This is a genomic window from Pseudomonadota bacterium, assembly GCA_008501635.1.
Lineage (GTDB): Bacteria > Pseudomonadota > Gammaproteobacteria > QQUJ01 > QQUJ01 > QQUJ01.
Window position 1 is genome coordinate 47,355 of the sequence record QQUJ01000012.1, and the last position, 13,143, is coordinate 60,497.

10 protein-coding genes are annotated in these 13,143 nt (G+C 61.0%); 7 read left to right on the top strand and 3 right to left on the bottom strand.

Going from position 1 to position 13,143, the window contains the following annotated elements; translation table 11 throughout:
* Window positions 1–742: 742 nt before the first annotated feature.
* The 7 genes from DWQ09_06650 to recQ all read left to right on the top strand — a co-directional run bounded on the left by DWQ09_06650 (window position 743) and on the right by recQ (window position 7,669).
* Window positions 743–1,570: a hypothetical protein gene (locus DWQ09_06650; protein ID KAA3628891.1), complete on the top strand. Its 828-nt coding sequence runs from the start codon at window positions 743–745 to the stop codon at window positions 1,568–1,570.
* A 226-nt stretch (window positions 1,571–1,796) separates the two neighbouring features.
* Window positions 1,797–2,219, top strand: a complete 423-nt coding sequence (locus tag DWQ09_06655; GenBank protein ID KAA3628892.1) for an SseB family protein — start codon at window positions 1,797–1,799, stop codon at window positions 2,217–2,219.
* 175 nt (window positions 2,220–2,394) lie between these two features.
* Window positions 2,395–3,345 carry an alpha/beta hydrolase gene (locus DWQ09_06660; protein ID KAA3628893.1) on the top strand — a complete coding sequence of 317 codons (951 nt, stop codon included), beginning with the start codon at window positions 2,395–2,397 and terminating at the stop codon, window positions 3,343–3,345.
* 350 nt (window positions 3,346–3,695) lie between these two features.
* Entirely contained in the window at window positions 3,696–4,157 is a 462-nt protein-coding gene (locus tag DWQ09_06665) for a polymer-forming cytoskeletal protein (GenBank protein KAA3628930.1), read from the top strand.
* A 123-nt stretch (window positions 4,158–4,280) separates the two neighbouring features.
* Window positions 4,281–4,922, top strand: a complete 642-nt coding sequence (locus DWQ09_06670; GenBank protein ID KAA3628894.1) for a hypothetical protein — start codon at window positions 4,281–4,283, stop codon at window positions 4,920–4,922.
* 191 nt (window positions 4,923–5,113) lie between these two features.
* Window positions 5,114–5,320: a LapA family protein gene (locus DWQ09_06675; GenBank protein KAA3628895.1), complete on the top strand. Its 207-nt coding sequence runs from the start codon at window positions 5,114–5,116 to the stop codon at window positions 5,318–5,320.
* A gap of 228 nt (window positions 5,321–5,548) precedes the next feature.
* On the top strand, window positions 5,549–7,669 hold the full coding sequence (gene recQ, locus DWQ09_06680) for a DNA helicase RecQ (GenBank protein ID KAA3628896.1): 2,121 nt from the start codon (window positions 5,549–5,551) through the stop codon (window positions 7,667–7,669).
* Between the two features lie 100 nt (window positions 7,670–7,769).
* Here recQ and DWQ09_06685 read toward each other — a convergent pair whose 3' ends face one another.
* The 3 genes from DWQ09_06685 to DWQ09_06695 form a co-directional block, all read right to left on the bottom strand.
* Complete coding sequence (locus DWQ09_06685) at window positions 7,770–8,750, bottom strand: DMSO reductase (protein KAA3628897.1); 981 nt, start codon at window positions 8,748–8,750, stop codon at window positions 7,770–7,772.
* A 279-nt stretch (window positions 8,751–9,029) separates the two neighbouring features.
* On the bottom strand, window positions 9,030–9,761 hold the full coding sequence (locus tag DWQ09_06690) for a 4Fe-4S dicluster domain-containing protein (GenBank protein KAA3628898.1): 732 nt from the start codon (window positions 9,759–9,761) through the stop codon (window positions 9,030–9,032).
* Between the two features lie 382 nt (window positions 9,762–10,143).
* Window positions 10,144–13,014, bottom strand: coding sequence for a formate dehydrogenase (locus tag DWQ09_06695; protein ID KAA3628899.1), 2,871 nt, complete (start codon window positions 13,012–13,014; stop codon window positions 10,144–10,146).
* Window positions 13,015–13,143: the final 129 nt, after the last annotated feature.

The following is a 13,143-nucleotide window of genomic DNA, read 5'->3' on the forward strand; positions in this document are numbered from 1 at the left end:
TTTCTCCGTTTGCCGGCATTTAGCAACCGGAGCGGCAACGCAAGTGCGTTACAGCCTGGATCGATACATTGTTATCGAGCTCCCATGCCAGAGCGCCATCGTTGGCTCTTTAAACAATCGGAAACCTCAGGGTCCGTCCCCGGTTATTCAGTTTGGTGATTTACAGCCTACCACTGGACCGATTTTTCTCGTAGTTAACCCAGATGCTTGCGCTTAACTGAGTGCCATTCGGCACTGACCCCTTTAACTCTGTCAGAAAGTGAAATTGGGACCTGTCGAAATTCCTGAGTCCCTGAGTCCGGCGAATCAGAGCGACCGCCCATCGGTTCGCCCTGGAATGTCTATACTGAAAAGCCAACACCATTTCGACACAGAGGCTCAGGCCATGAAAAAGTGTCAATCTGCAGCATTAGCCGCTGGTTTCGCACTTATCACTATATTAGCGCTCAGCCCGATCCCCGCAATATCATCGGCAGCGCCAGGAACAACGGTGCGCAACATCTTTGGCCCTGACATCGGCCTGAGTGCCAACCAGTGTCGGGGGGCCTGTGGTGGTGGCTGCCCGAAGAGCTGTTCGATCGAGGTGTCCTATGAGTGCATGGGCTCGGCCCAGTTACGTCGGGTCGAGGCCTTCACCTGTGGCACGCATAAGGGTTGCCGGGAACACGATGACTGTCTGGATACCTGCATGCGGAACAATCCGGACTCCGGGGATTGCCAATCTCAATGTGACGCCACGGTAATGCAACTTTATGGCTTTGAGAACTCGGCATCATGGGCGCTGGGCAAGGGCCCCTATGACGGCGAGACTACCTTTGAGTACACCCGCCACAAGCCCGCCGAACTCGAACCCGCCTACCGCTGCCCGGAGGGGACCAAACGCCAGTGCGGCGACAGTGGTGGATGCATCGCTGCGAACGGCAGCCCCGTAGACCCGGTGTTCGACACCTATCCCGCCGCAAATAGCGGCGGCATGCGCATCTCCGGATTGCGCAGGGGCCCCCTGTGTGCCATTGGCACCGACAAGGTGTGTGAGCAATCCGCGAATATTCGCATGACAGGCACAGACGCCTGCCCCGGCGGCGGTTGCACCCGCTTCGGGATGGAGTTCGACTATGTGAATGCCGATCCCTCAGCCCCGCTGGAGTGCGCCACCTCCACGCGCGGCGGGGAAGACGATTTCATCGGCGACCTGGTCAAACTGGGCGGGGATGCGATGGCGACCCGCAGCGGCAGCGCCGATGGCGAAGAGGGTGACGGTATGAGGCAGCTGCTGGGGATGCTCGGCAAGGTGATCGCCAGTGCTGATTCACCGGAGGATATCCAGATCACCATAACGCCCTTTGATGAAAACGGTAAGCCAATTGCGTCCCAAAGCGTTGGTAGCGAGCCTGTCAACGGACCGGCACCGATTCCGCGCAGCGTCGACCTGCCCACAGCGAATGGTCACCTGTTCGTGCCCATGTACCAGTTGGCCGCCAGATTGCAACCCGGTGTGGTCAAGGAGCGCCGGGTCACCTGCACACATAAGGGCCAGCCCGTATTGGAGACGATATTCGTACTACAATGAAAACCAGAATCAGGGGAGCCTCAGAGCCCTTTACATGTTCCGGATACTTGCCTTCGCTTTGGTCGCTGTCTTCATTACGCGGCGGATAGGCGCGTTCATCTTTGGGATGCAGACGCCGATAATCGCCTGGTTCGCTACCTTTAGTCACGCAAGCCTTCTTTGCCGTATCGATAACCACAACGCGCTTTACGCAACCCGTTTCTTCTACTGAAGAAAGGTTCGTCCGATGAACGAGGACAATCCCGCACGCAACGAACTGGAAGCCCTGCTGCTGGATTTCCACGCCGAGAGCATCGCCCCCGAGGAATTTGCCCGGCGCCTGCTCGACGCGCAGATTTTCATGCCGGTGAAGGATGAGAAGCAGGGCATAGCCGGTTTCCAGTCCGCGACACAGGCCGAGCCTCTGCTGGTGGAGGATGCGACAGGCCACCGCATCCTGGTGGTGTTCTCCGCGCCGGATCGCGCCAAATCATTCCTCGCCGCGCATCCCGGTTACGGTGGTGGCCTGCTTACCGAGTTCTCCTGGATCCTGTGCCGCATGGGCGCGGGTGTCGCCATCTCCATCAATCCCGACCAGACGCCGGGCTTCGATCTCGATCCGGAGATGGTGGCGATGGTCGCCGCTCTGTTACCCGAGGAATTGCCGTAGAATCCGCCCAAAGTCCGTGCAATCAGATTCTGGCCGCCAGACGCCTTGTGCGTTGTGGCAACGGGAAAAGGGCGTCACCACCCTCTGGCCTGGAATAGATCGCGCACTTGGGGAGCCTCTTACATGGACCCCGCCCGTGAATTCGGGCCAGAGGCCAATTCGGGAACGGAAAACAATGCTCAGAGTGACTGCCGGCTGGATCGCCTTGGCGCTCGTCGCGGTGCTGATTGCGGCCGCAGCCGTCTATCTATGGGATATGAATCTTGCCTATGAGCGCGTGCGCGCCAGGGGCACGGTCATTCCGTCACCCTACGGGGATATCGAGTACACCGCAGCCGGATCAGGCGCGCCGGTTCTGGTGATTCACGGCAGCGGCGGCGGTTACGATCAGGGCGAACTGATCGCGCAGGCTGTGATCGGCGACGAATTGCGCTGGATCGTGCCTTCACGCTTTGGCTATCTGCGCTCGACGTTTCGTGATGGCGCCACCTTCGATGATCAGGCGCACGCCTACGCGCACCTGCTCGACCATCTCGGTGTGAAAAAGGTCGCCGTCGTCGCGCTCTCGCACGGAGGGCCTTCGGCGCTGCTCTTTGCGCTCCTCTACCCTGAGCGCGTTTCTTCGCTCACGCTCATCTCATGCGGTGCTGCCTCTTCCACGGAGCTCGAACAGGCGGATGCCAACGAGAAGGGCGACACGCTGACGACGATTTTCCAATACGATCCGCTCTATTGGGGTATCAGCAAGCTGTTCAAGCAGTCTTTGATGAAGCTGTTGGGGGCAAACGATACGGTCATCGCCAGCCTTGCGCCGGAACAGCATCTGCTCGTGGATCGGTTGATCGACTACATGAACCCGGTCGCGCCGCGATCTGCCGGCGTCGCCTTCGACAACACGGCCGCCATGCCCAACGAGCGGATCGCCGCAATCCACGTCCCTACCCTGATCTTCCACGCCAGGGACGACGGTCTGCAGCTCTATCACAATGCCGAGTTCGCCGCCGCGAACATTCCCGGTGCGATACTGCGCGCTTTCGACAAAGGGGGGCACCTGTTGCTCGCCGTGGAACAGCCGGCGATTCGCGCCGCCGCCCAGCGATTCATTCTCGCCAATATCGACGAATAGCGACGCGCGGGAAAGGCAACAGACCTATTTTCGCACTCTGCAGCACAGGTATTGTGACACGAGCTGTGGTGCGGGCCTGGGCTCTCCGATTCACTGCGACACGGTACAGATCCCCTGCCCGATGAGATCCAATCCCCTTTTTCTTTCCTGATCCTGCGCTAATCTCTTCATTTAATCGTGCCGTTCCGGCGTAACATTGGAATGAGCATCAATCCGGCGACACAGGAGGTAGCACAGCCATGTTCGACAGAACCAAACGCGACGCCAAAGAAGAGAGCAACTATCCCGCTTTCGATTCTCGGGAACCCGCGGCTCCATCCGATTCCCGAACCCGCTCCCGCGAAGCCGCGGTGATCGGCCCTTCGATCCAGATCAACGGTGATCTGAGCGGCGAGGAAGACCTGATCATCCAGGGTAAAGTGCAGGGCACTATCCAGCTCAAGGAGAAGAGTCTTACCGTGGGGAATAAAGGCAAGGTGGACGCCAACGTGCTGGCCCATGTCATCATCGTCGAGGGCCAGGTAACCGGCGATCTCTACGGATCGGAGAGCGTCGCCATCCGCAAAACCGGCAACGTGAACGGCAACATCGTCTCCCCCAAGGTGGCACTCGAAGAGGGCTGCCGCTTCAAAGGCAGCATCGACATGGACGAAGCGGCGGTGAGCAAAGCCTTCGGTAAGAGTGCATCGGCAGCGACCAGCAAACCGGATCTGGCGCCACCCAAGCCAAAAGGGCCGGAGATATCCGGGCAGACCAAGACCGAAATCGCCGGCGCGAGCAGTGCCGAGTTCAAAAGCGGTTCGGCCGCTTGAACGCCTGGGATCGCGGTGGCATGGTGCCAACAGAAGTGAGGGGCGCGGCCCCCGACAGTCGACGGCGTGGAAACTAGCGTTCAGGCCACGGCGTCGACGACGCTGGACCGCCCAGCCCCCGCGGTGCCACAGGGTGCCGACAAACCGTTTGCCTCACCGCTGTTTCAGGAAGTGGCGACCCGCATCGATCGCACCACCCGCCGCGTGATTCTGGAGCCGGGCCCGACCAGTACAGGCACATTGCAATTGTTGCAGGGCAAGCGTTGTCGATTGCTGGTGGCCGATGCGGCGCTGGCATTGAGCGCACTCAGCGAACAAACCCTGAGCGCCGGGCAATTGGAACAGAAGCTCAAAATGCTGATCTTCGACGCCGGCGCGGAACAGGTGGACACGGTGTTGTGCTGGGATCTGCTCAACTATCTCAGCCCACCCCTGCTGACAGCCTTCGCCGCGCGGTTGATCGACATTATGACACCGACGGGCGTGATGCACGCTTATATCCATTCGGCCCACGCCACCATGCCGCAACACCCGCAGCGTTACTCCGCAGTGGGCACCGATCTGGTGACACGCCTGGATCGCGACAACGCCGCACGCAAGGCGCCTCGCTACAGCGCCTGGGATCTGGAGAAACACGGCATCGGCCTGCGCGTGGAACGCTCGATGCTGTTGCGCAACGGCATGCAGGAGTACCTGTTGCGCGCGGACTCGACACACGCCGGACCGCGCGATGTGAAGCCGCTCTATCGCAAGCGGCAACGCTAACGTCGTCGAACTTCGGCGCAAGCTCAAATACAGGCGCAGGGATGCGCCGAGATAGCGCAACCCGTATCGACCAGGGGCTGGCGTGAGGCGCTCGACCGTTGACGAAAACGCCTCGGTAATCGGTTTGAGTAAAACAAATGGCCTATTATTCACCTACCGACACCCTTTCAGGGGTTAGAGGGAAGTAGCCTATGAACTTCAAACTGATCTTTGCTCTGGTCCTCATCGGCCTTGTCGTTCTGTTCGTTGCGCAAAACGTCGCTATCGTCGAAATCAGATTTCTCATCTGGTCCATCGAGATGTCCCGATCCCTGCTGATGTTCGCCGTGCTTGCTATCGGCATCACGCTGGGCTGGCTGTTGCACAGCCATTCTGATCACCGCAGAAGCAAACAGTGACAGGAATACAGTGGCGGCTGAACCAGACGCCATAGCCGCAACCGGTACACAGGCAGGTTTCCTTGGCCTAACTGGAATCTATCTCGAAATCCCCTGCTAGCTGTGCCGGTCGCTCGTGGTTCTAGCACCTTGGCGAGAGCAATAGACACCCAATCATCAGGCATCACGCACTTGCCCTCGATCTCTCCGCCCGGCACAATCACTCACCTCACGGATCGAGGAACCCCGATGACTCCCAAGTCCCTGGACATCCTGCGCGATGTCTTTGGCTACAACACCTTTCGCCCGCCCCAGGAACAGGTGATCGACCGCCTGATCGCCGGCGGCGATGCCCTGGTGGTAATGCCCACCGGCGGCGGCAAATCGCTCTGTTATCAGATCCCGGCACTGGCGCGACCCGGTGTCGGAATCGTGGTCTCGCCACTGATCGCGTTGATGCAGGATCAGGTGACAGCGCTGCGTCAGTACGGCGTGAAGGCGGCGTTTCTCAACTCCACCCTGTCCGCGGAGGCTACACGCGAGGTGGAGGATGCGGTTCAGAAAGGCGCGTTTGATATGGTCTACATCGCGCCGGAACGCCTGATGCTGCCGCGCACGCTCGATCTGCTGGCGCGTTCGCCGCTGGCGCTCTTTGCCATCGACGAGGCGCACTGCGTCTCGCAGTGGGGACACGATTTCCGTCCCGAGTATCTGCAGCTCTCCGTGCTGCACGAACGCTTCCCAGACGTGCCGCGCATCGCACTCACCGCCACCGCCGATGCACCCACGCGCCGCGAGATCATCGAGCGATTGCAACTGGAACGCGCCGAACAGTTCATCTGCGGATTCGACCGCCCCAATATTCGCTACCGCATCGCCCAGCATCGCGGCAATGCACGCCAGCAGTTGCTGCGGTTTCTGAAACTCGAACACCCCGGTGAGGCCGGCATCGTCTACTGCCTGTCGCGCAAGAAGGTGGAGACCACCGCCGAGTGGCTCACCGCACAGGGCTACACGGCACTGCCCTACCACGCCGGTCTCGCGGCACAACTGCGCGAACATCATCAGAACCGCTTTCTGCGCGAGGACGGCGTCATCATCGTCGCCACCATCGCCTTCGGCATGGGCATCGACAAGCCCGACGTGCGCTTCGTCGCGCATCTCAATCTGCCCAAGAGCCTCGAAGCCTACTATCAGGAGACCGGACGCGCGGGCCGCGACGGGTTGCCCGCCGATGCCTGGATGAGCTACGGCCTGCAGGATGTGATCACGCTGCGGCAGATGATGGAGAGTTCCGAGGCCGACGAGCAGCATAAACGCGTCGAACGCCATAAACTCGATGCCATGCTGGGTTTCTGCGAACTCACCACCTGCCGGCGCCAGGCGCTGCTCGCCTATTTCGGTGACCACCTGGACCAGCCCTGCGGAAACTGCGATACCTGCCTTGAACCCGTCGCAACCTGGGATGCCACCGTCGCCGCACAGAAGGCGCTGTCGGTCGTGCATCGCACCGGCCAGCGCTTTGGCGTCAACTATCTGGTGGATGTGCTGCTCGGCAAGAGTGATGAGCGCATCCAACGTTTTGGACACGACCAGCAAAGCACCTTCGGCGTGGGAGCCGAACTGGACTCCAATCAGTGGCGCGGCGTGTTTCGTCAACTGATCGCGCGCGGCCTGCTGACCGTGGACCTGGAGGGCCACGGCGGGCTGCATCTTACCGACCGCTGCCGTCCGGTGCTGCGCGGTGAAGAGCAGTTGATGCTGCGCCAGGAGGTCAAACCCGAAAAGCGCAAGAAACGCGACCGCAAGGCCGAGCGCTATGTCAGCGATGCTGATCGCACACTGTGGGAAGCGCTACGCGAAAAACGCCGCGCGCTGGCCGAGGAACAGGGCGTGCCGCCCTACGTCATCTTCCACGATGCCACGCTGGCGGAGATGATCAGCTACCGGCCGGAGACGTTGGAGCAGTTATCGCGCATCAACGGCGTGGGTGAGCGTAAACTGGAGGCCTATGGTGAGGCCTTTCTCGCAGTCATTCACCGCCATGAGGAGGAGGCATCGGTACCTGCTATCGATCCGGCTACGGAGACGCTGCGACTCTTCAATCTCGGCATGGACGTCCCCGCCATCGCGCGCCAACGTGGTATGGCTGCCAGCGCGGTTTTCACGCATCTGGCAAAAGCAATCGAGCGCGGCGAGATCGCCCTCACCGAGGTTGTGCCACTTGGCGCGCAGGAGATCGCACGCGTTCAGGACGCACTGCTGCAGTTCGGAGATGGTGCCGCCGCGATCAAAAAAGCACGCAAGCAGTTGGAAGAAGACTACGACCTCGGAACGCTGCGTTGTGTGCAAGCGAGTTTGAATCGCTGAGAAAAATGCGCCCCCCGAACGGAAAAGCCGCTCTCTCCTCGCGGGAGAGGGGTTGGAGAGAGGGTGGTGTGTTCCTTAAAGCGGCTGCCTTATCCAGATATCAACTGACGTACTGATAGTAGAGATTCTGCGGGTGCCTGGCCTCGGCGAAGAAGTACCAGCGTTCGGCGATCAATCCCAGGTACTGCAGCACGAACGCCAGTACCGGCAATGTCGCGGATGATGTGAGGTAGGCGAGCAGCAGCAGTACCACCGGCACTGGGAACACCAGCACCAGAAACGCAATCCGGATGCCCCTGGTCACCTGCCTGGGACGTCGGTGGAAAAACTCGCGTGTATTGAAGGAGCCGCCGGTCGCGCCCTGCGCCATCTGTACGATGTGGTTATGGCGCACGCCGATTGCGGTCTGCAGGTTCGACTTGTGGCGTAGACGCCGGTTACGCAGCAGCGATGCGCCGCGCGTGACAAACGCCGCGAGGGTGAGAATCGCCGCCCACGCGCCGTAGAATCCCACCAGCCCCACACCCTGCCATGCCGAAAACGCCGCCGCCAGCATGAACCCCGATGCGCTTCCCAGCAGCAGATAGTTCACCACAGTCAGCCAACTGTGCCACTCCTGCAGGAATTTGAGGCACGCATAGATCATCGCTGTACAGACGAAGAGCAACAGAACCGCAATCATCGCAAGCCCGCCCGCGACCAGCGTGGCGTCGACAGGCAAGACGCCGGCCACGGTAAACCACGGTCCCGTCCAGCCGATGAAGTGCAACCCGCTGTAGAGCGCGATCGACACCACCGTTATCGGAAGCACAATCACCTCCCGCGACAGCCACGACGTACGCCACTGACTGGCGGAGCGCCAGGCGCGTTCCGGACGCCCCAAGTGAAAGAACGAGGCTATCAGTCCGCCGATCAGAAACGCCACGGCTATTACACCGCCGAACGCATAAAACGAGCGACTGTCCTGTGGCGGCAGCAGATTGGCGAGGGAGTAGAGCTGCCCCGTGTAGAGAGCCAGAAACAGTCCCTGGCCGACGCCGATCAGGGTGGTGAGAAAAATGACCGAGAATGCTGGGTGCATAGTTGTTCAACCAGATATTGTCGTAGGAGCGGCTTCAGCCGCGATCAGCGTTGCAGCAAGCACAAAACTCCTATCGCGACTGAAGTCGCTCCTACCAGCCGTCGTTACCAAAGAGACCAACTTGTGTTGAGAAACATCTTTTCCTCTCGCCAAGACGTCAAGGGCGCGAGAAACCACACAGGGATGCTGTTGCTCTCTTTGCGTCCTCCGCATCTCAGCGTCTTTGCATTGGAACAATTCGATGCCGTTCGCGGCTTCCGCCGCTCCTACCCACAATCATTACCAACTCGAAATTTCATCGAGCGTCTGGGCATCCGCGGGCAGTGCGGGTAACTCGCCCTCTTTCTTCAACGGATTGTCGGCACGCTGCAACTCGTCCTTGTGGATGGTCATGCGCACCTTGCGCCGCGGCAGGTAGTGGTTGGCCGGGCGCGTTCCCCATTCGGGCATCAGCTGGTAACCGCCGCTCTCGCGGATCGCCATCGATACCTCGGAGTGTGGATCGTGCACATCGCCGAACAGGCGCGCGCTGGTGGGGCAGGCCATGACGCACGCGGGTTTGCGCTCGCTTTCGGGCAGCGACTCGTCGTGGATACGATCGACGCACAGCGTGCACTTCTTCATCACCTTCTGTTTCTCGTCGATCTCGCGCGCACCGTAGGGGCAGGCCCACGAGCAGTACTTGCAGCCGATGCACTTGTCGTAGTCGACCAGTACGATGCCGTCTTCCTTGCGCTTGTAGCTGGCGCCGGTGGGACAGACCGGTACGCACGGCGGCTCCTCACAGTGCAGGCAGCTCTTGGGAAAATGCACGGTTTCGGTGATCGGGTACTCGCCCACTTCATACGTCTGCACACGATTGAAAAAGGTGCCGGTGGGGTTGGCCCCGCGGGTATTGAAATCGGTCATGGGACCCGCTTCGCCGTAGCTGTTCCACTCCTTGCAGCTGGTGACGCAGGCGTGACAGCCGACGCAGACGTTGAGGTCGATGACCAGGGCAAGCTGCGTCACTTTGAAACTCCCTTTCTCGCGCAAAGACGCCAAGACGCAAAGAGCGCCAGACAATTGACTACCGCGATCGAAGCATGCTCCTCTCGTAAGACACCTGTAGGAGCGGCTTCAGCCGCGAAAATATCTGTGGTTTGGCTCATTGCCCCTTCGCGGCTGAAGCCGCTCCTACAATCGGTCATTACCAGAGAGATCATCATGCGCCTAGAAGAATCTTTTCCTCGCGCAAAGACGCCAGGGGCGCCGCGAGCTGCGCATGGTTTCATTCGATCTTGCTTTCTTTGCGAACTTGGCGTCTTAGCGTCTGTGCGCGAAACACGGTTCGATAAACATTCGCGGCTGAAGCCGCTCCTACAAGTCTGTGTCGTGTGACCAAGCGCGCTCATCAGCGCCCCAGCCACCGTCTGATACGCGCCATCCCGCCGGTGCCCGTCATCCCCGGCGGCTCGCCCGGTGAAGCGAACTGCGGCTCGGTATGCTCGGGCTCGTTGGGTTGCGCCGGGTAGATGCGCACGCGCAGGTCGTACCACGCCGCCTGCCCGGTGACGGGATCGGAGTTGGAGACGTGGTCGCCCGCCGGATTGGGCGGAAGCTCTTCGTTGATCAGGTGGTTGAGCAGAAAGCCCTTGCGCGCCTCGTCGGCATCGGGTGTCAGACCCCATGCTCCCGCCCCCTTGCCGATGGCGTTCCAGGTCCACACCGTGTTGGGTTCCACCGCCTCGCTGTGGCGGCAGATACAGCGCACCCGTCCAGTGGGAGACTCGACCCATACCCAGTCGCCATCGGCGAGGTTTTTCACACGCGCCGTGCGTGGATTGACGAACAGCGCATTGTAGCTGTGGATCTGGCGCAGCCAGGCGTTCTGCGAATCCCACGAGTGGTACATGGCCATGGGCCGTTGCGTGACGGCGTGCAGCGGATACTCGCTGCGGTCGATCAACTGCTGCTCCAGCGGTTCGTAGTAGAACGGCAGTGGATCGAAATAGGTTTTCAATCGCTCGCGCAGCTGCTCGGGCGGCTTGCGCGTATCGCCGCGCCCCATGGCGGCGAGGCGGAACTTCTGCAGCACTTCGGAGTAGATGTGCAGATTGATCGGCTCGGCGTAGCGGATCAGCGCATGATGGCGCGCCCACTGCAGATAGCCCTTGTTCCAGTTGCGCATGTACTGGTAGCTGCGCAGCAATTCATAGTGGAAGTGGCAGTTGTTCTTTTCGTACATTTCCCACTGGCGCGGATTGGGTTCGCCGCGCATGAACTTCTCCCCGCCCTTGCCGCGCCAACCGGCAAGAAAGCCGATCCCGGAACCGGGTTCGGTTTCGAAGTTGGTGATGAAATCGGGATAGTCGCGGAACTTGCGCTTGCCCTCTTTGGTGACGAAAGCGGGCAGCTTGAGCCGCGTGCCGAGTTCGATGAGCACCTCCTGAAACGGTTTGCACTCGCCGGTAGGCGGCACCACCGGGATGCGCACCGAATCGACCGGACCGTCGAATTCGGAGATGGGCCGGTCGAGCATCGACATCACGTCGTGGCGTTCGAGATAGGTCGTGTCGGGCAGCACCAGATCGGCGAAGGCCACGGTCTCGGAATGGAAGGCATCGCACACCACCAGAAACGGGATCTTGTACTCGCCGTTCTCGTCGGTGTCGGCGAGCATGCGCCGCGCCTCCTGAGTGTTCATCGATGAGTTCCACGCCATGTTGGCCATGAACAGCAGCAGCGTGTCGATGGGATAGGGATCGCCGCGCCAGGCGTTGGTGATGGCGTTGTGCATCAGACCGTGCACCGCCAGCGGATACTCCCACGAGAAGGCCTTGTCGATGCGCAGCGGATTGCCGTCGTAGTCGACGGCGAGATCATCGGGGTCGGCGGGCCAGCCCAGTGGCATGCCATCCAGCGGCTGACCGGGGATCACCGCCTCGGGCGTGTTGGGCGGTTTCGCACAGGGCGGTATGGGACGCGGAAACGGCGCCCGGTGCCGAAATCCGCCGGGCCGGTCGATGGTGCCCAGCAGACTCATCAGGATCGCCAGCGCGCGGATGGTGTGAAAACCGTTGGAGTGCGCCGCCAGTCCGCGCATGGCGTGAAAGGCCACCGGATTGCCGGTGACGGTCTCGTGCTCGTTGTCCCAGCAGTCGGTCCAGGCGATGGGCAGCTCGATCTTCTGATCGCGCGCGGTGACACCCATCTCCTGCGCCAGGCGGCGAATGGTCTGCGCCGGAATGCCGGTGATGCGCGCTGCCCACTCTGGCGTGTAGTCGGCGAGGCGCTCCTGAAGCAACTGAAAGGCCGGTTTGACCGGCGTACCGTCCTTGAGGCTGAACTCGCCCAGCAGGCGCGGATCGACACCCTTCTCACGCGCGGCGCGGGCAACGTTGAGGTTGCGGTCCCACCACAGCTTGTTCTGCGGATCGAAGCACCCCTCGTCGGGCGGCACCTCGTAGCGCACGAACATGCCGAACTCGCTGCTGGCCTCATCCAGGTTCACCAGTTCGGCGGCATTGGTGTATTGCACCAGGAACTCGCGGTCGAAGAGCCCCTGGCGGATCAGTTCGTGATTGAGTGCCAGCAGCAGCGCGCCGTCGGTGCCGGGCTTGATCGGCACCCACTCGTCGGCGATGGCCGAGTAGCCGGTGCGCACCGGATTGATGGAGATGAAGCGCCCACCGGCCCGTTTGAACTGGCTGATGGCGATCTTCATCGGATTGGAGTGGTGATCCTCGGCGGTGCCGAGCATCACGAACAGCTTGGCGCGCTCCAGATCCGGCCCGCCGAACTCCCAGAACGAGCCGCCGATGGTGTAGATCATCCCGGCCGCCATGTTCACCGAGCAGAAGCCGCCGTGGGCCGCATAGTTCGGAGTCCCGAACTGCTTGGCGAAGAGCCCGGTCAGCGCCTGCATCTGGTCGCGCCCGGTGAAGAGCGCGAACTTCTTCGGATCGGCCTGGCGCAGTTTGCCGAGCCGCTCTTCGAGCATCTGGAACGCCTCGTACCAGGAGATCGCCTCGAACTGCCCCTCACCGCGCCTGGCACCCACCTTGCGGCGCAGCGGTTTGGTCAGCCGCGCGGGGGATTTCTGCTTCATGATCCCCGAAGCCCCCTTGGCGCAGAGCACCCCCTTGTTGAGCGGATGGTCCGGGTTGCCCTCGATGTAGCGCACCTCGCCCGCTTCTAGCGTTACGCGGATGCCGCACCGACAGGCGCACATGTAACAGGTGGTGTTCTTGACCTCGCGGTGAGGGCTCGCTGTGTGGGTCATGGGTCGCAGGAAAGATGAGAACGATTTGCAACAGTCTGGTAGGTCGCCCCGCGGATAGCCAAACAAATCTCTCTATTCGCCTATTACGACCATCTATTCCATAAGGGAATTTTCGGAGATTCTTATATA

Excerpts from the sequence above, each read along its gene's own strand:
- DWQ09_06685 (KAA3628897.1), bottom strand. The coding sequence starts at position 8,750 with ATGCACCCAGCATTCTCGGTCATTTTTCTCACCACCCTGATCGGCGTC.
- DWQ09_06655 (KAA3628892.1), top strand. The coding sequence starts at position 1,797 with ATGAACGAGGACAATCCCGCACGCAACGAACTGGAAGCCCTGCTGCTG.
- DWQ09_06650 (KAA3628891.1), top strand. The coding sequence starts at position 743 with ATGCAACTTTATGGCTTTGAGAACTCGGCATCATGGGCGCTGGGCAAG.
- DWQ09_06695 (KAA3628899.1), bottom strand. The coding sequence starts at position 13,014 with ATGACCCACACAGCGAGCCCTCACCGCGAGGTCAAGAACACCACCTGT.
- DWQ09_06660 (KAA3628893.1), top strand. The coding sequence starts at position 2,395 with ATGCTCAGAGTGACTGCCGGCTGGATCGCCTTGGCGCTCGTCGCGGTG.
- recQ (KAA3628896.1), top strand. The coding sequence starts at position 5,549 with ATGACTCCCAAGTCCCTGGACATCCTGCGCGATGTCTTTGGCTACAAC.
- DWQ09_06675 (KAA3628895.1), top strand. The coding sequence starts at position 5,114 with ATGAACTTCAAACTGATCTTTGCTCTGGTCCTCATCGGCCTTGTCGTT.